Annotated in this window: 25 protein-coding genes and 4 pseudogenes; 14 read left to right on the top strand and 15 right to left on the bottom strand. The window is 53.6% G+C overall.

The genetic code is table 11. The annotated features are described in order from the left end of the window. Positions 1–126: 126 nt before the first annotated feature. Complete coding sequence (locus tag GKG36_RS14725; RefSeq protein WP_044953524.1) at positions 127–330, top strand: hypothetical protein; 204 nt, start codon at positions 127–129, stop codon at positions 328–330. Between the two features lie 58 nt (positions 331–388). On the opposite strand, the pseudogene GKG36_RS00140 reads toward GKG36_RS14725, so the two are convergent. The 14 genes and pseudogenes from GKG36_RS00140 to GKG36_RS14900 all read right to left on the bottom strand — a co-directional run. Then, positions 389–658, bottom strand: a pseudogene (locus tag GKG36_RS00140) (recombinase zinc beta ribbon domain-containing protein); the annotation flags it as partial. Positions 659–1,039: 381 nt separating this feature from the next. Beyond that, the gene (locus GKG36_RS00135) at positions 1,040–2,767 is read right to left on the bottom strand and encodes an ABC transporter ATP-binding protein (RefSeq protein WP_154258484.1); all 1,728 of its coding nucleotides are present in this window, start codon (positions 2,765–2,767) and stop codon (positions 1,040–1,042) included. A 3-nt stretch (positions 2,768–2,770) separates the two neighbouring features. Beyond that, positions 2,771–4,540, bottom strand: coding sequence for an ABC transporter ATP-binding protein (locus GKG36_RS00130; protein ID WP_173012851.1), 1,770 nt, complete (start codon positions 4,538–4,540; stop codon positions 2,771–2,773). A gap of 74 nt (positions 4,541–4,614) precedes the next feature. Further along, complete coding sequence (locus tag GKG36_RS00125; protein ID WP_173012850.1) at positions 4,615–5,229, bottom strand: hypothetical protein; 615 nt, start codon at positions 5,227–5,229, stop codon at positions 4,615–4,617. A 268-nt stretch (positions 5,230–5,497) separates the two neighbouring features. Next, positions 5,498–6,352 carry an AraC family transcriptional regulator gene (locus GKG36_RS00120; protein ID WP_223388001.1) on the bottom strand — a complete coding sequence of 285 codons (855 nt, stop codon included), beginning with the start codon at positions 6,350–6,352 and terminating at the stop codon, positions 5,498–5,500. Positions 6,353–6,769: 417 nt separating this feature from the next. Then, on the bottom strand, positions 6,770–7,477 hold the full coding sequence (locus tag GKG36_RS00115; protein ID WP_223388002.1) for an alpha/beta hydrolase: 708 nt from the start codon (positions 7,475–7,477) through the stop codon (positions 6,770–6,772). Positions 7,478–7,536: 59 nt separating this feature from the next. Further along, positions 7,537–8,139 (bottom strand): L-2-amino-thiazoline-4-carboxylic acid hydrolase, encoded by a 603-nt coding sequence (locus GKG36_RS00110; RefSeq protein ID WP_154258480.1) that lies wholly within the window; start codon positions 8,137–8,139, stop codon positions 7,537–7,539. A gap of 6 nt (positions 8,140–8,145) precedes the next feature. Then, positions 8,146–8,778, bottom strand: coding sequence for an L-2-amino-thiazoline-4-carboxylic acid hydrolase (locus tag GKG36_RS00105; RefSeq protein ID WP_154258478.1), 633 nt, complete (start codon positions 8,776–8,778; stop codon positions 8,146–8,148). Further along, entirely contained in the window at positions 8,775–9,617 is an 843-nt protein-coding gene (locus GKG36_RS00100; protein WP_154258476.1) for a class I SAM-dependent methyltransferase, read from the bottom strand. Before GKG36_RS00100 ends, GKG36_RS00105 begins: the two co-directional genes overlap by 4 nt. A gap of 11 nt (positions 9,618–9,628) precedes the next feature. Next, entirely contained in the window at positions 9,629–10,120 is a 492-nt protein-coding gene (locus GKG36_RS00095; RefSeq protein WP_154258474.1) for a hypothetical protein, read from the bottom strand. Beyond that, positions 10,120–10,821 carry an L-2-amino-thiazoline-4-carboxylic acid hydrolase gene (locus GKG36_RS00090; RefSeq protein ID WP_154258472.1) on the bottom strand — a complete coding sequence of 234 codons (702 nt, stop codon included), beginning with the start codon at positions 10,819–10,821 and terminating at the stop codon, positions 10,120–10,122. The genes GKG36_RS00095 and GKG36_RS00090 overlap by 1 nt, the downstream gene beginning before the upstream one ends. Then, positions 10,818–11,681: an MBL fold metallo-hydrolase gene (locus GKG36_RS00085; protein WP_097774052.1), complete on the bottom strand. Its 864-nt coding sequence runs from the start codon at positions 11,679–11,681 to the stop codon at positions 10,818–10,820. Before GKG36_RS00085 ends, GKG36_RS00090 begins: the two co-directional genes overlap by 4 nt. Positions 11,682–11,782: 101 nt before the next feature. Then, positions 11,783–12,550 carry an alpha/beta hydrolase gene (locus tag GKG36_RS00075; protein WP_154258470.1) on the bottom strand — a complete coding sequence of 256 codons (768 nt, stop codon included), beginning with the start codon at positions 12,548–12,550 and terminating at the stop codon, positions 11,783–11,785. A 224-nt stretch (positions 12,551–12,774) separates the two neighbouring features. After that, entirely contained in the window at positions 12,775–12,900 is a 126-nt protein-coding gene (locus tag GKG36_RS14900) for a hypothetical protein (protein ID WP_005940669.1), read from the bottom strand. Positions 12,901–13,202: 302 nt separating this feature from the next. Between GKG36_RS14900 and GKG36_RS00065 the strand changes: the two are divergent. From GKG36_RS00065 to GKG36_RS00060, 3 genes and pseudogenes are all read left to right on the top strand, one after another. Beyond that, positions 13,203–14,240 (top strand): annotated as a pseudogene (locus GKG36_RS00065) (ABC transporter substrate-binding protein); the annotation flags it as partial. A gap of 38 nt (positions 14,241–14,278) precedes the next feature. Beyond that, positions 14,279–14,440: pseudogene (locus tag GKG36_RS15020) on the top strand (Crp/Fnr family transcriptional regulator); the annotation flags it as partial. 36 nt (positions 14,441–14,476) lie between these two features. After that, positions 14,477–14,839: a helix-turn-helix domain-containing protein gene (locus GKG36_RS00060; protein ID WP_005940681.1), complete on the top strand. Its 363-nt coding sequence runs from the start codon at positions 14,477–14,479 to the stop codon at positions 14,837–14,839. Positions 14,840–14,904: 65 nt separating this feature from the next. Here the strand turns inward: GKG36_RS00060 and GKG36_RS00055 are convergent, their stop codons facing one another. Next, positions 14,905–15,129 carry a DUF6061 family protein gene (locus tag GKG36_RS00055; protein WP_154258464.1) on the bottom strand — a complete coding sequence of 75 codons (225 nt, stop codon included), beginning with the start codon at positions 15,127–15,129 and terminating at the stop codon, positions 14,905–14,907. Between the two features lie 565 nt (positions 15,130–15,694). Between GKG36_RS00055 and GKG36_RS00050 the strand changes: the two genes are divergently transcribed. The 10 genes and pseudogenes from GKG36_RS00050 to GKG36_RS14720 all read left to right on the top strand — a co-directional run. Continuing rightward, positions 15,695–15,943, top strand: coding sequence for a DUF6061 family protein (locus GKG36_RS00050; protein WP_154258462.1), 249 nt, complete (start codon positions 15,695–15,697; stop codon positions 15,941–15,943). Positions 15,944–16,145: 202 nt separating this feature from the next. Then, complete coding sequence (locus GKG36_RS00045) at positions 16,146–16,724, top strand: GntR family transcriptional regulator (RefSeq protein WP_154258460.1); 579 nt, start codon at positions 16,146–16,148, stop codon at positions 16,722–16,724. After that, positions 16,702–17,346, top strand: coding sequence for a GntR family transcriptional regulator (locus GKG36_RS00040; protein WP_154258458.1), 645 nt, complete (start codon positions 16,702–16,704; stop codon positions 17,344–17,346). The genes GKG36_RS00045 and GKG36_RS00040 overlap by 23 nt, the downstream gene beginning before the upstream one ends. A gap of 19 nt (positions 17,347–17,365) precedes the next feature. Next, the gene (locus tag GKG36_RS00035) at positions 17,366–17,986 is read left to right on the top strand and encodes a DUF1847 domain-containing protein (protein ID WP_044953533.1); all 621 of its coding nucleotides are present in this window, start codon (positions 17,366–17,368) and stop codon (positions 17,984–17,986) included. 426 nt (positions 17,987–18,412) lie between these two features. Beyond that, complete coding sequence (locus GKG36_RS00030; RefSeq protein ID WP_154258456.1) at positions 18,413–19,681, top strand: SLC13 family permease; 1,269 nt, start codon at positions 18,413–18,415, stop codon at positions 19,679–19,681. 68 nt (positions 19,682–19,749) lie between these two features. Then, entirely contained in the window at positions 19,750–20,649 is a 900-nt protein-coding gene (ttdA, locus tag GKG36_RS00025) for a L(+)-tartrate dehydratase subunit alpha (protein ID WP_044953528.1), read from the top strand. Then, a complete protein-coding gene (gene ttdB / locus GKG36_RS00020) occupies positions 20,649–21,275 on the top strand; it encodes a L(+)-tartrate dehydratase subunit beta (RefSeq protein ID WP_005940583.1) in 627 nt (208 codons plus the stop codon). Before ttdA ends, ttdB begins: the two co-directional genes overlap by 1 nt. A 359-nt stretch (positions 21,276–21,634) precedes the next feature. Then, positions 21,635–22,909 carry an SLC13 family permease gene (locus GKG36_RS00015; protein ID WP_120080847.1) on the top strand — a complete coding sequence of 425 codons (1,275 nt, stop codon included), beginning with the start codon at positions 21,635–21,637 and terminating at the stop codon, positions 22,907–22,909. Between the two features lie 790 nt (positions 22,910–23,699). Then, positions 23,700–23,939: a hypothetical protein gene (locus GKG36_RS00010; RefSeq protein ID WP_154258454.1), complete on the top strand. Its 240-nt coding sequence runs from the start codon at positions 23,700–23,702 to the stop codon at positions 23,937–23,939. A 68-nt stretch (positions 23,940–24,007) separates the two neighbouring features. Next, positions 24,008–24,636: pseudogene (locus GKG36_RS14720) on the top strand (ATP-binding protein); the annotation flags it as partial.

The raw sequence follows: 24,636 nt of genomic DNA, 5'->3' as shown, positions 1-24,636 counted from the left end.
AAAAACACCCTCACAGCTTTTCCATTTCAGCTGTAAGGGTGTTTTTGTTTTGCTTTTTATTATAACCCGTTCACGATATTTTCCGGCCGCTGTCCGCTTTGCACCGCCCGGATCGCCGCGGCGATCATGCGGCAGGCTGAGCAGCGGATTTTCCGTTGTGACCGGTTCCGGCGCAATGGTGTCCAGTCCGGCTCCGGCGATCTTGCCGCTGCACAGGGCTTTGGCAAGGGCGGCGCTGGCCACAAGGTCGCCGCGGGCAGTGTTGACGATGAAAATGCACCGTCCTTCATGCCCGCCAGAAAACCTGCGTCCACCATGTTCACGGTCTGAGGTGTGACCGCCAGATGCAGGCTGAGGATATCGCTGCATTTCTGTATCGTTTCAAGAGCTGCATATTCCGCATGGTTTCGTTGACCACCAGATCTTCCAGCCACTGTTTCCGCACGGCCTTTTTATCGCAGGTCTTTTTCTTCTTGGCAGCAGCACACTTGTAGTAGGTATACATTTTCCCGGTGTGGCTGACACCGCTTTCTCCGAACATCAGCGCTCCGCACTTACCGCAGTACAGCTTGGTGGTGAGCAGATAGCTTTCCTCTGCCTTATGACGGGCAGGGGCCTTTTTATTTTTCGCCAGCTTTTCCTGCACCTTGTTGAACAGGTTCGCGTTTGCGGAGCGCAGTGCAGCAGTGAAAGCCCCAGTGGGGCTTTTAAACGACAGAACGGTCTTGCGTAGCAAAATGGAGGGGCCTTACCCCGACAAGTTCACCTGACACAAGTGCCGGGATCGTATTGGGCTGTACCACATCCCGCAAACGCAATTCGCCGATGTACCGGCGATTACTCAGCATCCGCTAAATCGTATTGTAGGACATCTCCCCGCCCATTGAATTTTTGATGTTGTGTACCTTTAACCAATCCCGCAGGTCAGTCATCAAAGATGCCACGTTCGCTGTCCTTGATCATCTGCTGGAACTGCGGGCGATTATCCGTTTTTTTAACCGAATACAATTCTTTGTTCCAATAAAAGCCGCCATCATTCTCAGATCGTCCAGTTCTGGCTTGCCGACTGCAGATCCACCATGTGGGTGTACAGTCCCTTCCGGGCGTACAGCTCTGCCGGGCTGCCCTGCTCGGCCACGATGCCGCCCGACAGCACCACCACCTGATCCGCACCGGCTACGGTGCGCATCCTGTGGGCGATGATGAGGACGGTTTTGTTTTTTATGAGCCGGGATAGAGCCTCCTGAATGGCAGTTTCGTTCTCCACATCCAAGCTGGCGGTGGCTTCGTCCAGCAGAATGATGGGCGCATCCTTCAGGAAGGCGCGGGCGATGGAAATGCGCTGACGCTCGCCGCCGGAAAGAGCGCAGCCATTCTCGCCGATGTTGGTGTTCCACTTGTCCGGCAGCTTTTCGGCAAATTCCTCGCAGTTTGCCAGCTTTGCCGCCGCCAGAACCTCTTCGTCCGTTGCACCTTTGCGGCCCAGACGGATGTTTTCGAGAATCGTGTTGTCAAACAGGGTCACATCCTGAAAGACGATGGAATACAGGCTCATGAGCTTTTCCGGGTCGATTTGGGAAACCTCCATGCCGCCCACGGTGATGCTGCCCTTCTGGTAATCCCAGAACCGTGCCGCCAGCCGGGAAACGGTAGTTTTGCCGCCGCCGGAGGGGCCCACCAGTGCCGTGACCTCGCCCTGCTTTGCGGTAAAAGAAACGTCCCGCAGAACCGTCTCGCCGGAGTTATAGGCAAAGCCCACATGGTCGAACACGATATCGCAGCCCTGATTGGTCAGCTGTTCGCTGCCGGTCTGCAGGGGAGCGTCCATAATCTCATTCATGCGTCCTACATTGGTGCGCATGGCAATGACCGCCGCCAGATTCTGCAAAGCCCCCTGCATGGGGTCGTACATCCGGGATGCCGGCATCAGGAACAGAAACAGGGTCAGTACGTCGATGCTGCCCTGCACCAGAAGCACCGAACCGGTGAGCGCCACCGACGCAATACCCAGCTTGAGCACCATGCCGGCGGAGGACACAAACAGCGCTGTTGTCAGTTCTGCCACGATGGACTGCTTTTCCACTGCCCGAATTTTTCCGGAAAGGCCGGACAGATAACGTTGCTCCGCATTGCTGACTTTCAGGTCGCGGAGGGTCTCGATGTACTCCTGAATGCCGTCCGCACAGGCCATTTTCGCCGCCATGGTCTTGGCCTGCACCTTGTCCTGCACCCAGTAGCTGCCCACCACGATGGCAACAGATACCGGGATGACCCACAGCGCCGCCAGTGCCATCCGTCCGTCAAAGGCGAACAGGCTCAGGGCAATGAGCACGGTAGAGATGAGGGAACCGAACAGACCGGGGATGAAGTGGGAGCAGTCCTTTTCCAACACCTCGCAGTCTGCCATGATGGTGCTGGTCAGGTCGGCAAGGTCGCGCTTGCCGAAAAAGGACAGGGGCAGCTTGCGCAGCCGCTCCGCAAGGGTCAGGCGACGGGTGCCGCTCTCTTTATAGGTGGTAAAATAGGTGCCGTTATACTGGAACCATGTGGTCAGCAAAATCAGCACAAAGCAGGCAACGCATCCCACCAGATAAAAGGTGCTTCTCCCGCTCGTAGAGCCTTCCAGCAGGTCTTTTACCAGAAGATACAGCAGCCCGGTGGGCAGCATGAACGCCATGTTCTGGAACGCACAGGCCAAAACGCCCTTTACCAGCCCCTTTGCGCCCTCCGGGGAGCTGGCCGTTGCGTGTTGAATTTTTTCGATCATTCCTTACCCCTCCTTTGCGACCTTCCACTGCACTGATGCCTGATAATCCTGCCACATCCGGGCAAACAGGCCATTCTGCGCACACAGCTCGTCCTTTGTGCCGGATTCTGCGATCTGCCCATCCCGCACCACATAGATGCAGTCGGCGTTGGCGACGGTGGACAGGCGGTGTGCAATCATCAGCACCGTTTTGCCCTTGGCAAGCTGGGCAAAAGCGGCCTGTACTTTTGCTTCATTGTCCGGGTCGGCAAAGGCGGTGGCCTCGTCCAGGATCAGGATGGGCGCATTTTTCAGCATGGCACGGGCAATGGTGATGCGTTGCTGCTCGCCGCCGGAAAGATACACGCCCTTGGTGCCGATGACCGTATGGATGCCCTCCGGGAACTTCTCCACGATATCCATGCACTGTGCAGCTTTCAGTGCTGCCAGCACCTCGGCTTCGGTGGCCTGCGGCCTACCCAGACGGACGTTGTCCAGAATGCTGCCCTTGAGCAGGCGGCTGTTCTGGAGCACAAAGGAAATGGTGTCCATCAACTCTTCCTTGGGGATGTCCCGCACATCCGCTCCGCCCACCCGGACGCTGCCGCTCTGCACATCAAAGAACCGGCAGACAAGGTTTGCCAGCGTGGATTTTCCGCCGCCGGATGGACCTACAAAAGCCACGGTCTGTCCCGGCTGAATCTCCAGCGAAACGCCCTTGATGACCTCGTTTTTTCCGTCGTAGCTGAAATGCACATCCTGCAGCGTGACAGAGGAATCCTTCGGGTGCTGCGGAACAGCCTGCACCTGCATGGGCGCCGCCTCCAGCACCGAGTCGATGCGTGCCAGCACATCCGCTACCACCATCTTGCTCTCGCTCATGTACATCATGCGGGTCAAAGTCAGGGAGATCACCGGCGTAATGATGATATAGAACAGCAGGTTCAGCAGAAACTCCGGGGTGACGCCGTGGGTCGTGAACAGCAGCCCGCCCGCGATCAAAAAGGCGAACACGCCGTTGACGGCGGCGGTGTAGAACATCATGGGCAGGCGCAGGTCTTTGGTGTAGGAGATGACCCACTTTTCATACTCATCAATGGTGGCCTTGAACTTTTTGAAGGAAAATACCGACTGCCCGAAGGTCTTGACCACCGGGATACCCCGGACGTACTCCACGGCCTCATTGGACATCGCCTCCAAGGCGTTGCCGTACTGCCGCATTTTTTCAGCCATCCGCTTGCCGGTCATGGTCGTCATAATGAGGAAAGCCAGCACCACCGGCGCAAGGCTCAGCAGCCCCAGCCGCCAGTCAAATGCCAGCAGCAGCACCAACAGCCCCACCGGGGTGGCGATGGCGTTGTACTGGTCGGGCAGCTGGTGTGCCAAATAGGTCTCGGCGGCTCCGGTGCTCTCGTGGATGATCTTGCGCAGCTTGCCGCTGCCGAAGGTCTCGGCAAAGCCCAGCGGCAGCACCGCCAGATGCTCCGACACCGCCAGCCGCAGATTGGTCGCCACCCGGAACGCCGACAGATGGGAGCACATCAGCGCTGCAATGTAAATGAGGTAGGACAGCACCGCAAACAACACTGCCATCCAGCCGTAATGGGGGATGTTCACCGCCTGCGCATAGTCCGGCGCAGCGTTCAGCACATCCCGCAGGATCTTCCAGATGTACACAAAAGGCACCAGCGCCACCAGCGCACTGACCGCAGACAGTACCCACGAGACGTAGGTGAAATATCGGTAGTTCCCGGCATAGCTCATCAACCGGGAAAGATCGGACTGTTTTTTCACGAAAAGACCTCCTTCAAATAGTTTTTATGCAAAAATGTGCCGTGGCGTTTTTGCTCCACAGCACATTCTGCGTATTAACCTGCTAGATTTTCAGTACAGAACAGCTCAATGCAGTTGTCGATCATCGTCTGGTCACAGTCGGTGGAAATGCCGGAGGCCAGCCAGTAAGCATATTCGCCTGCATCGTACTGGCTCAGAGCTTCTGCATCCGAACCATAGCGGAACTCAATATGGTAAGTTTCCGCACTGGTGTCCGGCGCAAGGAAGAAGTAGGTGAACTCGCCGGAATCGGCATCATCGCTTTCAAACTCATACAGCCCACGCACAGGCTCCATGCCAATATAGTGATAGGCATGGGAGAACAGCACATTGCCGTCCTTATCGGTGCCGGAAATGGTAGAAGTTTCACCATCGAAGGTCAAGGTCGCAAGGCTATTGGTAAAGCCGCAGAAATAGGCTCCGCCGCCGTTGGCATACGCTTTGACTGCATCTTCGCCGTAAACATCACCTGTCACCATAGAGGGCAGCTTCTCAAAAGCAGCTTCGGCATTGTCCTCGCCCACGAGAGCGGTACAATCATCCAGCCATGTCTGCTTATATTCGTCCGCCAGAATCACCGGCCACAGTTCCTGATAGCTGCCTGTTAGGTCGTTCAGCAGCTGTGCAGCGGCAGCTTCGTTTTCATCCACAGCAGAAGAGGCGGTCTCTTCTACGGAAGAAACAGTGCTTTCTGCGGCAGAACTTGCAGAAACGGGAACAGAGCTCGCCGTGCCGCTGCTGCAGCCAACCAGAAGAGAAGCAGACAGAGCTAGCACAGCAGCTGCACTCAGAATTCTTTTCATCAAACGCATTATCAATTTCCTCCACAAAATCAGAATATCGGCGTTAGCTTCAACTAATCACGATACTGATTTTACTGGAACCGGACTTTCTGTGCAAGAACCAAATCGACAGAATCTATCCAATCGGACGCATCTTCCGATACTCCGTAGGCGTCATGCCGGCTGCTTCCCGAAATGCAGAAGAAAACTTATTCGGATTTTCGTACCCGACCCGATGGGCGATTTCAGCAACCGTGCAATCGGTTTCGAGTAGTAGCTTCTGTGCCAGCTGCAGCCGGTACTCTTTCTGATACGCATAGACCGAGCTTCCGTAAATGCCTTTGAAACAGCTTTTTAATGCCGTAGGCGAAAGGCCGACCTCCTGTGCAAGCTGTTCGATTGTACGGCGAACTGTCAGTTCCTGCGTGAGAAGAGCCGCAGCCTGCTTCACACACTCCACCTGATGCTGATTGAAATACTCTGTCTGCTGCACATCTTCCCTGTTTTTCAGCCGGGTCAGAATATGCAGCAACTCCAGCACTTTCAGCCGAAGATAGCCGGTGTCCGGCACAGAATGCGCTGTGTAAAGCTCTGAAAAAATATGGGCAATGGTCGGTTCTGACCGCAGGATACAGCAGCGGTTTTCCGTGCAGATGTGCCGCCGTATGACATCAAGGTCTACGCTGTACCATTCCATTTGTTTCCGCATTTCCGGCGAGATTGCATCCAGATCCAGCAGAATGGTAATGCCGTGATAGTGCCGCAATGGGAAGCAGGAGGAGGATTTCTTGCGCGCTGCTGCACACACCGCAAAATCCCCTGCTGCCAGATAGCAGCAGCTATTTTCCCCAAAACTGCACTCGTAACGCCCCACGCGGCAGTGGTTGATCTCGATCACATTCCGCGCTGGTGCGGGAGCCTCGTCAAAGGAAACAAGATGCATATCGTTGTAGTACAGTTCTGCCCCCGAAAACAGTGGACAGATGGTCATACTCCCGCTCCCCGTTCCGTTGGAGAACACGACGGTGCGGGGCATCGCCGTAGAAGCAGTTTGCTCCGGGGAAAGAGCAAAAAGTGATTTATACATAGCCATTCTCTTTTCCTGAAGATTCGCTTTTTCTTACTGATTCGCAGACGTGAACTGTCAAATTCCATTTCTCTGCAAAAATGTTTCCATCAAATCAAGATACCGTTCCGCCTGAACGATGAAGCCCACATGACCGCCCGGAACATTGTGAATCTCCGCATCCAGTTTCCGGAACAGATCTGCGAACCGTTTCTGATCTTCAATCGCTGTCATCCTGCGAGGTGCGCAGAGTGCTTTTTCTCATACACCGCAGCCGCGATGCACCAGCGGATGAACTGCTTTGATTCTTCTTTCTTCATTTTCTTCGCTTCCTGTTCGTAATCATAATAGCCAAAAGCGTTCCATCTCCGACACAAGCAGTGCCGGATGATTGATGATCTCGCCATGGCCGAAACCGGGGAAACAGCGGACGATCAGGCTCGGATATGCCGTCCGCAGCCGCTGGATGGCCTTTTTCATGTGCCCTTCTTTTTCTCCGTACCAACAGGCGACCTTTGCATCGGGCTGTACCAAAAAGTCCGTTCGATAGAGATAAAGTCCTGCCTCCCAAGTGGCCCGGACGGATTCCAAACTGATATGATCCGGGATACGGCGGAGCATAGTCTGCATTCCCTGCTCCGTCTGCCCCATAAAGCGCAGTGCCCATGCAGGCATGTACTTTTCGTGTGCCGTTCGATATTGCTTTTGCGGCATGACCTTCAAAATCAGTCGATTCAGCACTCCGAAATCCAGATACTCCGGCCCGCTGAGGATCATCCGATCGATCTGAACGGTTGGGGAAGCCTTCAGAAAAACAGCCGGTCCGCAGCCCAGCGACTCTGCAAAAAGCAGATCCAACTGTCCGTCAAGCTCTTTTTCAATATAAGCAGCCAACTTATCCGCCTGATCCCGGGCAGTCGTGTAGGTCGTTTCACCGGTTCCATCAAAGCCGTCGAAGCTGACGGCATACACGCAGAATTTTCTTTCCAGCAGCGGGATCAAGTCCTCAAACTGCCGCCAGCACATAAGATTTCCGTGCAGCAGCATCATGGTCTTTCCCTCTATATTGCCGAATCGTTTGATCTCCATGCCAATATGCCTCCCCGCTATTATCTGACCTTCATGCAAAAATCGCAGCGGTCATTGCCGCGTCCCAGCGTCATGCTTCTCTCCCAGATCAGCTTCGGATGCAGGCCGGTATAGCTGATGTCATCACTGTCGCAAAAGCAGCGGCACAGCTCCGGGCAGCCGTATTCTGCGCAGGTGTCGTGATAGGGACACTTCATCATATCCACACGCCAGACGCCGTTACCGGTCTGCAGTTCTTTTGGGGCAAAGCCCGCCGCCGGGCCGAAAACGCTCCGGGTGGATTTGACGAAAACGCCGGGAACAAGGCGGTAAAGCCCCGGTATGTGCAGCAGGGCGGCAAGCTGTTTGTGGCTCGTTCTCGCCAGCCGCTCCACATAGCCGTGAACGGTTTGCAGTGCTTCTTCTTTCGGCATGACCCGCTGCAAGGTTTCGTAGGCCGCAATGCCTGGTAAGATTTGCCGCTTGAGGTGGTACTGCTTCTCCTTGCTTGCACCCGCGTTTTCAGCCAGCAGCGTATTCAGGCGCATATCAAAAGCGGCGTTCAGCTGCTTTGCCTGCGCGGAAAAGCGTTGTGCCGCAGTCTCCCGAAAGTCACGGGAAAGATAGGTTTCCTTCGCCTTCATCGTCCGTCACCCCTTCTTTTTGTACCCGCAGTCGCAGTAGGGTCCGCCGGAGGCAAGGGTATACTGCCGCACAAAATTTGTCACACCGCCCGCTTCGCTCATGGTGTAGTCCAGATGGCACAAAGCGGGGGTCAGGTCGTACAGACCCAGCTCCTTCATCAGCACACAGATGCCACACCTTGTAAAGCGTCCCTCGTAGCCGCTGCCATCCGGGTATTCGTAAAACTCCATGTTCCACGAGTAGGGGTTGCGGTCGGCGGCTTTCATGGCAGCGGTGGCTTTCATAGCGGCAATATCCTTTGGGGTAAACTTGCTTTTTCCGCTTTTGCGGCAGAACCACTGCATGGGCTTTGTCATCATGGACTTTGCGTAGTAATCCGTCATCCTGTCCACCTCCGGACGTTGCGGCATGGAGAGGATGAACGCGCCGAGCATTGCGCAGTTGACGATGTTCATTTTGAAACGGTCGGCTTTTTCAAACTCCGGCAAATCAGCAATGATCTGCCGGTATTGCGGCTTTGCCTTTTTCGTGATGGCTCTTGCGGTGGCTGCATCATAGCCCAGCACAGCGGTCAGCTGCTTTTGAAAGGAGCCTGAAAACAGCACCCACATTCCAAAGGGCGTTCCGGCATATTTCATTGTCTGCCTCCAAATCCGATCTTCACGATCTGCATTTTCATCCCGTTGTCTCCAACCTTTGCGAGGAATCGGAAAAAGCCGCTAACAGAAGGATCTTTCAAATCGTTGTACCCCAGCATATAGCCCCGGCTGGACACTTGCAAACGGCTGTCCCATGGGGAAAGCTCGCTTTTCGCATCCGAAACCGCGAAATATGCTCCCACATCCTTGATTTTTGCCGTTCTGAGCCATGTTTTGGCAATCATCTTTACCGCCGTGCGGTTGGCGGCATCAAAGACCAGCACTCCGCCGGGGAAAGCGTCCGCCATCCCCTGCACCAGTTCCCGAACCTGCTCCGTCAGAAAGTAATAGAACACCCCGGAGGCAAAGAACACCGCCCCGCCGGAGGCATCGATCTTGTCAAACCATGCGGGGTCTTTCAGGTCGCAGGGGATGTTTTGCTCCCGCTCTCCGGCGGGCAGCAGCTGCTGCCGCAAGGCGATCACATCCGGGAAGTCCAGATTGTAGATCTTGCACCTGCCGTTGTCGCAGGCTCTGCCGGTGTTATCCAGCCCGCAGCCCAGATTGACCACTGCCGCGCAGGGGTGGTTTTTCAGGTACGCCCGCACCTCAAAGGCAAGGTCATTCTGCCGCATGGCGACCTCCAGCGCACCAAAGCGCTGCATCAGACTGCGGGCATTTTTCTCTGCCTGCGAAAAATCGTAGTCGATCTGGTCGAGCAACCGAACCGCTGTTTCGTCCCGATAAAGGTTTGGGTACAGCTCGGTACACAGCTTCCGGGAATACAGTGGGAGGATCAGCGTCTCCTGCACGGTGTTTTTCTCGATTTTGTATTTCATAGGTTCCTCCCTCAGTGAGTAAAAACAGTCATTATTGCCGCCAGCACCATCGCTATGGCTGCCATACCTACCGTACCGAACAGCCACTTTTTCTGCTTGTCTTTTGCAGTAATGTAGGGCTTCAGATCCTCCGTTCCGGGGATCGTCCATGCGTTCGTGTGCCCCACCCAATAGCTGTCAACCAACAGGCGGTCCATGAGATTCATAACGGACAAGATGACGAGTAACTGCCAGAAACCCTGAACAAAGCCCTTTGCACCGTTTATCCCATAGACACAGACCAGCACATAGCCGATATAGCCGGGAATGCAGACTGCTTTGAACAGCAGGCTGTTGCGTCGGATGCGTTCCGGGCTTGTAAGCCCCAGTTTTACGCACCGCTGCTGCACCGCCGGGCTGTAAAGATGCACCATCCCAACAGCCCCCTTACGGATGCCCGCAGCGCAGATCAGAACCAGCAAAGCCCCCAGCCCAAGACCTTCCAGAATCACCTGTAAAAGCATTACTTATTCCTCCTGTATCCGTTTTCATCCCGGTATTCGGGATGTTCCTTTACGTATGAATCCTTATCGCCGCAGATGGTATAGTCGCATCGGCAGCCGTCCACGCAGGTGGTCGTCCGCACGAGCTTGGCATGGAGCAGTTCCATGGACGCATAGTCCACATTGCACAGGGCGGGCATAATGTCCGCAAATCCGAACCGCTTGGCAAATTCCGCCGCCGGACACGCCGTAAATTCATAATAGATGGGCTTGCTGTTTTCGTAAGGCGTAACATCCATCTCGTAATCGTGCCATGTGTCACAGTGTTTTTGGGCGGTGCTGAATGCCCGATACATCAGCTTTTTCCAGAATGGCTTGTTGATGTCAACGAATCGCAGCTTCCGGAAGGACGGCAGGATCAGATTTTCTTCGATCTCTTCCATTTCGCGGAATGTGACCACATCCCGGCACACATCGTAAAAGCACATGATGGCGATGCAGTCGTAGGTGCCGCCTACGCCGTTGTGAAAATTCTTTTTACCGCCGAGGTCGGTGCGCCACTTGGAAAGAAGCTCTGCGTATCTCAGCTGCACCTGCTCCCAGACCGCCTCGCGCTCCACCTCCGGATAGTGCAGAGTGATTTTCGCCAGAATTTCCTTTTTGCAGGGTTTGGAATATAGCACATGGCAGCTACGGTCAATTTGTAATTCACTGTCCTTCATCTTCCCACGCCTTTCAGAAAACCGCTCTTTGCATTTTCTTCGGTGTCGTCCGATTCGTCGTAGGCATCATAGGGTGCCGATGGGTCGTGTACTCGCTTTTTGAATGGTGAACAGCTCTTGTCTTTGTGGGCAAACGCATAGGCAAAATTGTCCGTCCATCCCGTGTGACCGGTGATGAAATATGGATGCAGCCCACGTGCGCGCAGTTTCCGCTCCAGCTCCGCCAGTGACTGCACAGCCAGCTCATTGTCCTCCGCCAGCGAGGAAATGAAGCTGTAGCCGCCGTCCGCGCCGAACCAGATGGTATCGCCGGTAAAGAGATATTTCCCGTCCACAAGATATACCATGTGCCCCCATGTATGACCGGGAACGAGAAAGCACTCGATCCTGACCCCGTCGATGTCGATGACCTCACCATCGTGCAGCAGCACTTTTTCATTGTTGATCGTGACCTGCGGCAATTTATAGAGATGATAGATGACTTTTCGCCGCACCTCGCCGGTGAGATACCGGTTCTCGATCTCACCGATGTACAGATTCGCATTTCGGAACAGCCCCGGACTGTCTGCTTCCACCGCACCCACATGGTCGGTGTCCTGATGGGTGATAAGGATATGGTGTATCGACTTCGGATCAATCCCAAGCCAGCCCATTTTTTCGGCAAGGCGGTCGTAGTTATATCCCGCATCGACCATAATGGTCGTATCGCCTTTGCGGTAGAAGAAGATGTTCGCCACCCATTCGCGCACGCAGGCAACATTCTCGTCGATCCAGCCGGTGTTCAATGGCTTGAAGATCTCCTTGCCCCGGTACATCCAGCTCATTGCTTTTCTTTGAAATTCCGTTGCTTTTTTCGACATGATCACACCTCATTTCTGTGCTGTGATGCACAGCCAGCCCTTTTTATTTTTGTGGTTCTGGATCTTACAAAATCCTGCTTGCTCCAGATACGTTTTACCGTTCACAATACAATGCTTTTTACCAGATGCGCCCACTGCTCCGGGTGACAGGCCAGCAATTCCTCGTGCTGCAAGTTCTGCTCATGGAGAACAGGATGTGCAAAATGCTGCTGATACCGGGCACGATATTTTGCGCCCATTTTCAGGACGTAAAAAATATGGATCTCGGTACCGGGCACATGGATCTTATCCGGCAGCGGAGTGATAAGATCGGAGTAGAACTGATTTTTACAGCTCTGCATGGTCACATAAGGGCGGGCATCGCCAAACATTTTCAGAAAAGCCTTGACATAATCCCCCGACTCTTTAGCACACTTGTCCAGACGCTTTTGGAGAAATTTCGCCTTAATCTTTCCGTCCCGCACCACAGGGTAGATCAATGGCAGCAGAAAATCCGTCTGCAAGCTTGCCGCCAGCGGCGACGCCTGATCCAAATCGGAGCTGCCCAGAATGCCACAGTCCATGTGGATGTTCTGCCGCGCCGCCAGCAGCCCCACAAACGAGCCGCCCAGAGAGCAGCCGTAGGCCGCCCGGATGCGACCGCCGCAGTGGGTCTTGAGGTAGGCCTCGATCTTTTCGGTTTCCTCCAGCACGGTGGGAAATTCGGTCTGTTCAGTCTCATCAAAGCCATCGTAGCTGACGCACAGCACCCGGAAGCTGTCAGCCAGAAGCGGGATCACCGCACCGAAATTGCTTTTCCAATGGCAACAGGTGCCCGGCAGCAGCAACAGCACCGGGGCATCCTCTGCACCAAAATGGTAGATCTTCATCCTGATACGCTCCTTCTCTATTTATTTTCCACCTGTAAATAGAAGAGATATATTTCTTCGTATAGGGCAGAGTTTTGAGTTAGGTAAAGCTAACTTTTCATTCTATAAAAAGCCGCTTCTCAGCGGTCCTTCTGCCAAAATAATACGCCCTGCCGTCTCCTCTGTCAAGAAGTTTAGGAATTTTCGGAGATTTTGAAAGAAATTTCGCTTCCGTCCCCCAACCATCACCCCAGTGCCACGTCCAGCACCATCATCACGCTGAAGCCCACCGCGAAAAACACCGTGCCAACGTTGGAGTGCTGCCCCTGCGACATTTCCGGGATTAGTTCCTCCACCACCACATACAGCATGGCTCCGGCTGCAAAGCTGAGCAGATATGAAGAAAAACAGAGCGTTTCCGACGGGGAACTCCCTGCTGTACATATCGCTGTTGTCTGTGGTCTTAATCGCAAGTTTTACAAGCAGTGCAATTCTCAACAACTTGTTTACGATATGCAATTCACGGTTGTTATCAACGAATCAAATCGTGAATTGCACTGGCAGGGTGCGTCCTATTCAGGGGCGCACCCTATTTTTGTTGCTATTTTTACCATCACATAAATTTGCGCTGCCGTTGCCATAGCAACCGACAAGGGAAAGTGAATTTGATAAAATGCTCTGCGGTTGGTTATTACTAACTAACTTCCACAACCAAAGAATCATTGATTTATCAAAGGAGTTTTCCATGAAAAAAATTTCTCGTCGTTCGTTTATCACTGCCATGGCTGCTGTAAGTGCAGCCGGTGTTCTGGCCGCCTGCGGTTCTTCTTCCAGCAGCACGGCTTCTTCTGTGGCTTCTTCCGCTGTATCCAGCGAAGCAACTTCCTCTGCCGCATCTATAGATGAGACCGGTACCCATACCGTCGTAGACCACGGCGGCAACGAAGTAGAAGTGCCTAATAAGGTCACCCGTGTCGTCATCGACCAGATTCCAATCCTGTCCACCTACATGGCTTATTTTGAGGGCAGTGCTCCCTACATCGTGGGTTACTGCGGCTCTTTCAAGTCGGTCATTTCTGACACTGTATTGAAGAATATCGCCCCGGAGCTTCTGGAGTCCAGCGATACGGTCTATGCTCAGAGCGACCTGAACATCGAGGAGATCATGAAGCTGAACCCTGATGTTATCCTGTACAATGCTGGCAACTCCTCCCATGCCGAAATCCTGAAGGCCAGCGGAATCCCCTCCATTGGTTTCGCTACCGTGGGCGCATCTACGGAAGCTGATCCCATTGAACGTTACGAAGAGTGGCTGAAGCTGCTGGAGCAGATCTTCAACGAACCGGGCAAGACCGACGCCTTTGTTGCTGCCGGTGATGAGATCGTGACCGATGTGGAAGCCCGTATTGCAGAAGTTCCTGAAACAGATCGCCCCAGCGCATTGATCCTGTGGAAGTATGCAGACGGTGTGCCGCAGGTATCCGGTCAGGGCACCTTTGGAACCTACTGGATGAAGCGTCTGGGTGTGACGGATAAGGCACTGGAAGCTACTGGCTTTGCACAGGCCAGCATGGAGCAGATTTATAGCTGGGATCCCGATATTCTTTTCTTGGATGGTCCCGGCCTGCAGCCCCTGCGCACCGAGGACGTGCTGAGCGGGAATGTGGACGGTGCTGACTTCTCCACCCTGACTGCCGTGAAGAGCGGCCGAGTCTACAACACTACGTTGGGTATCCTCGTGGTGCGCACATCGTCGAGCTGGGTGAGCAGAGCCACAATACGGGTGTTCTGCTGGATGGCACGATGGAAGAATTTTTTTATGATGAAAATGGCAATCAAATCAGCATCTGCCGTTTTTGTCCCGGAGAAGTATTTGGTGCAGAACTGGCCTGTACTGGCTGGACGGCAAGTCCGGTCTGTCTGCGTGCCAGTTCGGGCTGTACCGTAATGCAGCTGGATTTCAGCGCATTGATGTCACAGAAGACGCTGACCTGTCCCTGCCGGATGCAAGTCACAGCAAATCTTATGCAGGATATGGCGCAGCAGCTTCTCTTTTTTAACACCAAAGTGCGTATTTTAGCACAAAAACGGCTTCGAGATCGTCTGAAGATTTATCTTCAAACCTTGACACCCGATGAAAAAGGCTGTTACAGTCTGCCCTACACCCGGACAGAACTGGCAGATTTCCTCTGTGTGGACCGCAGTGCTCTTTCCCGTGAGCTGTGCCGGATGCGCGATGAGAGGATCCTTGATTTTTCCGGTGCAAAGATTCACCTGTTGAACCCAACGTTTTTGTATGGTTGGAACTGACAGTACTTCTAAATCTATGAAAAAAATTGTCTGCCGAATATTTTTGTTCGACAGACAATTACTTTTTAATCTTCTAGTGTACGACTACCGGACACATTCTTCAAATATTCCTTATAGCCCAGTGGGTCATTGTAGATGAGGTAGTCTAACTCTGACCTCTGCGCCATGGTCACGTTCAATTCATCCTCAACCCCAGTGCAGTCAATGGAGATCATTCTCCCATCCCGGAGCAGCAGCTCCACGCAGCCGGTGTCCATGTTGAATTTGCAGGTTCTTTCATCGTACTTCATACTCGTGTCCTTTCTGCCTTACGGCACTCTTACCATGGTCTGTCGTGCTATTTTGTGATAAGGCCTCGGACGTTTTTCGATGGAAGCAAGGGATTCGTTCTGTTTTCCAAAGAATACAAAAAATCCGAACCCTTCTCCTATCGGAAAAAAGTTCGGATTTTGTTGTTGTGGTGCACCTCCAGGGACTCGAACCCTGGGCCCACTGATTAAGAGAAACCAACGTGCAACAATCGTCAATTTCCAGAATTACGCAGATTCGTTGTTTTTATTGCTTTATCGTAAATTTGCGTTTTGCATTTGCTGCATCCTTTGCACCTGTTATTCCCTCTTGCATCCGTTATCCAGCCGTTCAAGTGTGCAAAAATGTGCAGAGCCAAAATCAGCCTCTTAAAACAGGGATCGGATTTTTATGCAAAGCCGGAAAAACGGCCGGGTTCAAGCCCGACACGGCAGCTACAATCTTGCCTGTTCAGACTAAGCATCAAATGTACATCAACAACTACGATTCATGGCAGGGATTTGGACAATCGAATAGACACTATCTTATGTAGAAAGAGGTTTCCCTATGAACAAACTGCTTTCCTGCCGCTACAACATGGATACCAACCGGGTGGAAGCCCGGTTCGAGGGTGGCACTACCCTTGCCATCGACTGCATCGCCGTGGAGGACGAATACGGCAACACCCCGGCACAACGGGCAGAACTGGACTGGCTGCTGTACAATAAGCCGCTGGAGTATGCACAGCTTGTGCTGGGTGGGGAGATTGAGCACTACCTGTCACTTGGCTGTGACCATGGAAGAATGGAAGATTGATTGACAAGGTTACATAATAGTTAACACAGCTTGCATTTGCCCTGCAATTTTTCAGAATGGAACGCCCCAAGGGCACCCGGTCTATATCCGGCAGATTTTTCATAAAGAATCTGCCGGGTATTTTTGTTTGTCATAAAGGAAGTCTTGCTTTTTATTGTAAAATTGGATACAATATAAAAAAGACATTTGCACGGAGGACTCTATGGAATATATCGGCATCCAGAAGAAAAACGGCGGTGTGGTGGAAGCCCTGCAGCAGGCCATTTTATCTGGGCAGATCCCGGCGGGCACTGAAATGACCCAGAACGAACTGGCAGAGAGTCTCGGTGTCTCCCGGATGCCGGTGCGGGAGGCCTTGATGATTCTTGAATATCAGGGTCTTATCATCCGCCTGCCCAACAATCGGATAAAAGCGGCAGATTTGACCGAAGAGACACTGCGCCAAATTCTGGCATTGGGGGCTCAGTTGGAACGGCAGGCTATGCGTGCGCTGCCGCAGGATGCGATGTTGGCAGGAGGCGAGATGCTGCAGCACCGTACCCTGCGAACCGTCCTGCCCTATCCGCTGCACCGCAAGCTGCTGGAGAGCATCCAGGAGACCTACATTGCCTTTGCCGTGAGCGCGCGTCCTACGCCGGTGAACGACCGGCTTGCCCGCCTGCTGATGCTGGACCGTCAGGGTTCCCCTGATGTGCCGGATGCATGGAACGCCTATGAAGAAGAACTGCTGCATCTGATTTTAACGATAAGGAGTCAATATGCTGGGACTGAAACCCATTAAGCTGCTGCCTGCCCGCGAGCGGGTAGCTTCCGCTTTGCGGAAAGCCATTATCTCAAAAAGCATCCCGGAGGGCGCAGAACTCACGCTGGAAAACACCGCACAGGAACTGGGCGTGTCGGTCACGCCGGTGCGGGAGGCCTTTCAGATCCTTGCCCGTGACGGTCTGCTGGAAGTCAAGCAAAACAAGTGCGCCATTGTGTTGGGCGTAACGGAAAAAACGATTCGGGAGCACTACCAGCTGCGCGCTGCCTTGGAAGGGACGGCATGTATGCTCTGCTGCCAGAACAACGCCGACCTGTCCAAGATCAAAAACTGCGTGGATACTGCTGAGGAGGCTCTTTCTCTTCAGCAGGCCGGAAATTATACTGACTACAACCAGTCCTTCCATTTTGAGATCTGGGAAGCTTCCGGCAATGAAAAAATGCGCAATCTTCTCTCGGAGCTGTGGAACGGCCTGTCCATTGGTGTGGAAATGAGCGAGTTGGACTATGCCCTCAACTCCCAGAGCGAGCATAAAAAGATCTATGCGGCGCTGGAAGCACGGGATGCGCTGGCCGCACGGGCTGAAATGGAAAAGCACATCCTGCGCAGCATGGACGATGCGCTGACCTATTATTTATAAGATCAAGGAGGACAAGACAGTGTATACCTGTGCGAACTGTACGGTTCTGGCCTGCGCCAACAACGAGCCGGAAAAGATGCCCAAAAACTGCCCTATGCGGAATGCTTCGGTGATGGAGGCCGCCCGCGCCGGCTATGATTTGCCTGAGAATCACGATTTCTACGTCAACTGTTCGGCCATTGAGGGGCTTGGCTACTGTCAATGGCCCCGCCTGAAGGAGACGGTGGAGTTCTGCAAGCGGATGGGCTACCACAAGCTGGGTCTTGCATTCTGCAAAGGTCTGCGGAAGGAAGCCCGCATCGTGGCCGACCTGCTCCGTGCACAGGGGTTTGAGGTGGTGTCGGTCATCTGCAAGACCGGCGGCATCTCCAAAGAAGAAGTGGGCATCCCGGAAGAGGTCAAGATCCACCCCGGCGAATTTGAGGCCATGTGCAACCCCATCGCACAGGCAAAGCTTCTGAACGAACAGCACACCGATTTCAACATTGAGGTCGGACTTTGTGTGGGACACGACTCGATGTTTTATAAGTACTCGGACGCCATGGTCACAACGCTGGTGGCCAAGGATCGCGTTCTGGCGCATAATCCCTGTGGTGCCATTTACTGTGCCGAGGGGTATTTCAAAAAGCGGCTGGAATAAAAGAATGAAAAAACGTGCGATCTCCATCTGCTTTGGAGATCGCACGTTTTTTGCAGAAGGCGGCGGAGGGAGATTTTCTTGTATCCTACTGTTTGTCTGGCGTGCACAAAAATTGGTACATAATCCGTGCAATGCGACAAAACTCGAAAAAAGGGATTGACAAATCTCTGTTTCGGGTGTATTCTCGTGTCGTCAAGTGGATACATTATCACAGATTAAATATAAAAATTTAAAAAAGACGCTGCCGAGATTCCCGGAATTCTAAGGTTCCGGGCAGACCCTTCCAGAACGAAAAAGGGCTGTGAGGGCACAGCACGGCGGCAAAGACTCTGCACAATGAGGTGCAGCTGGGGCGTTCCGAAAGTCAGGGCTGTTTTGTTCTGACAAAATGGATACATTATATTTCATCAAAGGAGGATCCCCAGTATGTCAGCAGCAACCATCACCCTACTCTTTCTTCTCTTCGCGGTCGTCATGTTCGTGTTTGAGAAGATCCCCCTCGGCGTAACGTCCATGATCGTCTGTATCGGTCTGGTCGTCACCGGCGTGCTGGACATCAAGACTGCTTTTGCAGGCTTCATCGACAGCAACGTCATCCTCTTTGTCGCCATGTTCATTGTCGGCGGTGCACTGTTTGAAACAGGCATGGCCAACAAGATCGGCGGCATCGTTACCCACTTTGCCAAATCCGAGCGCAGCCTCATCGTGGCCATCATGGTCATCGTTGGCCTGATGAGCGGCGTGCTCTCCAACACCGGCACCGCCGCCGTCCTGATCCCCGTGGTCATCGGCATTGCGGCAAAGTCCGGCTATGCCCGCTCCAAGCTGCTGATGCCGCTGGTGTTTGCAGCTGCCATGGGCGGCAACCTTTCCCTCATCGGCGCACCGGGCAACCTCATCGCCCAGAGCGCTCTGGGTGAGATCGGGATGTCCTTCGGCTTCTTCGAGTACGCCATCGTGGGCCTGCCCATCCTCGCCGTCGGCATCCTCTTCTATGCCACCCTTGGCATGAAGCTGCTGCCCAACCACCCCGTCTCCGATGATGACTCCTTCGGCGGCGAGCAGGACTTCAGCAATGTTCCCAAGTGGAAACAGGTGCTCTCACTCGTCATCCTCGTGCTCACCCTGCTGGGCATGATCTTTGAAAAGCAGATCGGCATCAAGCTCAACATCATCGGCTGTATCGGTGCGCTGGCTCTGATTCTCACCGGTGTCATCTCCGAGAAGGACGCCCTGAAGTCCATCGACCTCAAGACCATCTTCCTCTTCGGTGGTACGCTGTCTCTGGCCTCTGCACTGGATAAGACCGGGGCAGGCGCAGAAATTGCGAACATCGTCATTGGTGCTCTGGGCGAGAATCCCTCTCCCTACGTCCTGACTCTGGTGGTCTTCCTGCTCTGCTGCGTCATGACCAACTTCATGTCCAACACCGCAACCACCGCTCTGATGGTTCCCATCTGCCTGAGCATCGCACAGGGCATGGGTGCCGACCCCCGCGCAGTCCTGATGGCTTGTGTCATCGGCGGCTCCTGCGCTTACGCAACGCCCATCGGTATGCCCGCCAACACCATGGTGGTTTCCGCCGGCGGTTACACCTTCAAGGATTATGCCAAGGCTGGCCTGCCCCTCATCCTCATCGCAACGGTTGTCAGCATGGTGATCCTTCCCATCGCATTTCCGTTCTTCCCGCAGTAAAGCGGACAGGAACGTTGAATATGAGTGAACCAACGCGCAAAATGTACCAAAGCTAAGGAGGCATTGGAATGAACAAACAGGAACAGGTGCAGCAGATGACGACCTATATGGCAAACTTTGTGAGCCATATCGCCAAGGTGCTGCCGGACGACATCATCAAAAAGCTGGATGAGCTGGGCGCACAGGAGGATGCTCCTCTGTCCAAGGTCATCTACGAGACTATGAAGCGCAACCAGAAGCTGGCCAAGGAGCTGAACCGCCCCAGCTGCCAAGACACCGGTGTGCTGCAGTTCTGGGTAAAGTGCGGCGTGGACTTCCCCCTCATCGGTGAGGTGGAGGGTCTGCTGAAGGAGGCTGTGGTCAAGTCTACCTTTGAAGCACCTCTGCGCCACAACAGTGTTGAGACCTTCGATGAGTTCAACACCGGTTTGAACGTGGGCAAGGGCACTCCCACCGTGTGGTGGGATATCATCCCGAACAGCGACAAGTGTGAGATCTACGCTTATATGGCAGGCGGCGGCTGCACCCTGCCGGGCAAGGCCATGGTTCTGATGCCCGGTGCAGGTTACGAAGGTGTGACCAAGTTCGTCATGGATGTCATGACCAGCTACGGCATCAATGCCTGCCCTCCGCTGCTGGTGGGCGTGGGCGTTGCCACCTCTGTTGAGACCGCCGCTCTGCTGTCCAAGAAGGCTCTGATGCGTCCTCTGGGCAGCCACAACGAGAACGAGCGCGCAGCCTATATGGAGAAGTTGCTGGAGGACGGCATCAACTCCATCGGCCTTGGTCCTCAGGGCATGGGCGGCAAGTACTCCGTCATGGGCGTGCACATTGAGAACACTGCCCGCCATCCTTCTGCCATTGGCGTTGCCGTCAACGTGGGCTGCTGGAGCCATCGCCGCGGCCACATCATTTTTGATAAAGATCTGAACTACACCATTGATACTCATTCGGGGGTGACTTTGTAATGCTGACCATTAAAGACGGAAAGAAGATCCTTACTACTCCGGTCTCCGCAGAAGACCTGAAGGACATCCATATCGGTGATGTCGTTTACCTGAACGGCGACCTGACCACCTGCCGTGACGTGGCGCACCGCCGCCTCGTGGAAGAGGGCCGCCCGCTGCCTGTGGACGTCAAGGACGCTGCCATCTTCCACGCCGGCCCCATCATTCGCCCTCTGGAGGACGACAAGTTCGAGATGGTGTCTGTGGGCCCCACCACCTCCATGCGTATGGAGAAGTTCGAGTATGAGTTCGTGCAGAAGTCCGGTGTCCGCGTCATCGTGGGCAAGGGCGGCATGGGCCCCAACACCGAGCGCGCCTGCAAGGAGTTCGGTGCCATCCACTGTGTTTTCCCTGCCGGTAACGCCGTTGTGGCTGCCACCGAGGTGGAGGAGATCGTCGAGGCCCAGTGGCGTGACCTCGGTATGCCGGAAACTCTGTGGCACTGCCATGTTAACGAGTTTGGCCCCCTGATCGTTTCCATCGACGCTGAGGGTCGCAACCTGTTCGAAGAGAACAAGGTCATCTTCAATCAGCGCAAGGATAAGGCCGTCGAGGAAATTTGCAAGCACGTTGGCTTCATCAAATAAGATCCAACTGCGAAGCCAGCGTTGCCTATACCCTGCGGAGAGCAACCATCCATCAAAAGCTTCTTCTCCTAAAATGAACTCACTATCACGTTAATTCTAACAACCATATTCGCTTTCACAGATCCAACAGACTTCTTATCATTTACTCCTATCTTCATTACCCTGTTTATCCTGCTTCTCCGCAAAACACCCCGGATGCTGTCTGCCATATCAGCATCCGGGGTGTTGCTATTTGCGGTCAAATATGTGCACGAAAAAAATGTAGACAAAGAAGATCTTGACCGTTCTTTTTGTTCTACACACCTTTGCCACTGCTTTGCATCTGCAAGGTGGAAGTAATCCACAGGAGGACAACCCAAATGAGCCCATTGGAGATCACACTGGTCATCCTGCTTGTAACGATCATCGCCTTTGTATCCGGTAAAGTCCCGTTCTCGGTCATTTCTACCGGCATCATTCTGGCGCTGATCCTCACCGGCATCAAGACCCCTGCCGAGGCCTTTGGCGGCTTCATCAACACGAACGTGGTCATGTTCGTAGCCATGTTCGTCATCGGTGCAGGGCTGACCAAAACGCCCCTGATTGACAAAGCCCAGAGTCTGGTCATCCGCTACAAGGACAATATGCGGATGCTGATTTTTCTTTCCTGTGTGGCAGGTGCGTTTCTGGGCGCCATCACCAGTGCCACCGCAACTGCCGCTATCATGATCCCGCTGCTGGTAGGCATTGCGAACGACATCGGCGTGAGCCGCAGCAAGCTGCTGTATCCTTCTATGGCCTGTGCCAACATTGCCACCCAGATGACCTTTCTCGGTCAGGGTGCTTCCAACATGGCATGGAACGATGTCATGATGCAGGCTGGCGCACCGACACCGCTGCACATCTGGGATTTCACCATCGCACGCATTCCGATGCTGACCATTGCCATCCTGTACATGACCTTTGTTGGCTATAAGCTGATGCCGGATATTCCCAACGAGCAGTTTTCAGATGCAGCACATACGGCTTCTGAGAGCGAAAAACTCAGCCCCTTTAAGCGCAAACTGGCTGTCCTGATCGTTCTGGTCTCCATTGCAATGATGCTGTTGGAAAATGTCATTGGTGTCAAGATGTATCTCACTTCCTGCATCGGCGCTGCCGCTCTGGTGCTGACGGGTGTGCTGACCGAGAGGGAAGCCCTCAACTCCATCCACCAGCCGACCATTTTCCTGTTTGCCGGTGTGCTGGCTCTGTCGGACGCCATCCAGACCACCGGTGCAGGCGATGTGGTGGCAGACTGGATGATCCGCCTGCTGGGCGATACCACCAATCCGTACATCATTATGCTGGTGTTCTTCCTTGTTCCCTTCATTCTGACACAGGTCATGTCCAATCTGGCTACCCTGACCATCTTCATCCCACTGGTCACTTCCGCCTGTATCCGCATGGGCGTAGACCCCCGTGCTGCCGTGGTCGGTGTGATCACAGCCAGCTGTGTGTCCATCATGACCCCCATGGCAGCTCCCTGCCAGATCATGATCATTGAGCCGGGCGGATACACCTTGAAGGATTATCTCAAGTGTGGTACCCCGCTGGCGCTCATCCTCATTGTCGTGTCCGTATTTTTCCTGCCGACACTTTATCCTTTTGCCTGATTCTATTTTCCCACCGCAGTAGTATCAGCAAACTGCATATCATAAATATGCCGTTCTGTTCGGCGCTATTTTTGAAAACCGCAATAAAAGCAGCAGAAATTTTTGAGCATCTCATAATTCTGTCAAGAGGGCCGGCACCGTCCAGCCCTCTCTCTTTTTGCCAAAGTTTCCCTTGTGTTTTCTTGCAAGCTGCCGAAATCAGCGTGTTCTCAAAAGTTCGCGTTTGCGAAGCGTAGCGCAGCAATGAAAGCCCCAGTGGGGCTTTTAAGCAACAGAACGGTCTTGCGTAGCAAGATGGAGGGGCCTTGCCCCGACAAGTTCACGTTGACACAGCTCGATTTTTGTGGCAACCTATTCCAACAATTTAATATAACATATTTACTTAGAGTTCCAGCTCGGCTCCCGAAGGAGCCGGAGCAAGTTTTTAACTTTCTTATCGCTACATAGCAAACCCGAACTAAGGCCATCCCAGAAGGGATGGTCAGGTTCAGGTTGTTGTGTGGCGATTTTTTATTGCCAAATTCAGCACCGTACCTTGAAAATCGAAAGACCGTCTGCATGGGATACCCGGCGATGACCCCGCAAAGGAGAGCCGGAAAACGCCGCCGGAAGGGGGCAGGAAAGCCATGCGGGGAGAACGGCTAAACGTTGATTCCTCAGTTACCAGAAAACAATGTGGTCAAATTGACCACATTGTTTTTCTGTAACGCCAGTGAAAGGAGGGTCATTTCCATGTATATGACAAACGAAGAATGGGAGCAGAACAATCAGGATTATTTGAAAGAATCGTATGAGGAAACGGGTTTTACCGCCGGAGGATCTGACGGAAAAAGAGTACAACCAGCTCAAGGCTGACTTTTCCGGGCTGGACAGCCTGATCGAGCAACTTTCGGCTTATATCCAGTCCACAGGTAAGAAGTATGCCGACCATGCTGCCACCTTACGCATCTGGGCAAAACGGCAGAAAGCAGAACAAAAATCGAAAGCGGGCATCCCGGACTACACCTTCAAGGAAGGAGAAAGCCTATAAAGACGATCGAGAAAATTTTAGAACAGTCCGTTTCCAGTATTCCCGAAAATGTCGAAGATTATTATGGCATGGATGGATTGCTGTACTGCGGAAAATGTCATACGCCAAGGGAAGCGTTCTTCGCAAAAGGCATTGCCCTGATGGGCAAGAACAAGCACCCAATCGAATGCAGCTGCCAGCGCACCGAGAGGGTAAAGCAGGAAGCCCTTATCAGCCAGCAAAAGCACCTTGACCGTGTACGGCGGCTGAAAACAGAGGGATTTTCTGACCCGGCAATGCTGGACTGGAAGTTTGAAAACGACAATGGCCGCAGCCCACAGATGCACCACACACCGCTATGTAGAGCAATGGCAGACCATGCGCGCAGAGAACCTTGGGCTTCTTCTCTGGGGTGGTGTGGGCACCGGCAAGAGTTTCCTCGCCGGGTGCATTGCGAACGCTCTGATGGAACAGGAAGTGCCTGTGCGGATGACGAACTTTGCACGAATCCTGAACGAGCTGAACAGCAGCTTTTCCGGGTGCAATGATATTGTGGACAAGCTCTGTCGCTATCCCCTGCTTATCATTGACGACTTCGGCATGGAGCGTGGCACCAAATACGCACTGGAACAGATCTACAGCATCGTGGACAGCCGATACCGCAGCCGGAAACCACTGATCGTCACCACCAACTTGACGCTGGACGAGATACGCCACC

Source organism: Faecalibacterium sp. BIOML-A1 (genome assembly GCF_009679715.1).
Classification (GTDB): Bacteria; Bacillota; Clostridia; order Oscillospirales; family Ruminococcaceae; genus Faecalibacterium; species Faecalibacterium taiwanense.
Note: the sequence above shows the minus strand (reverse complement) of the source record. Positions and strands in the feature narration are given on the sequence as shown.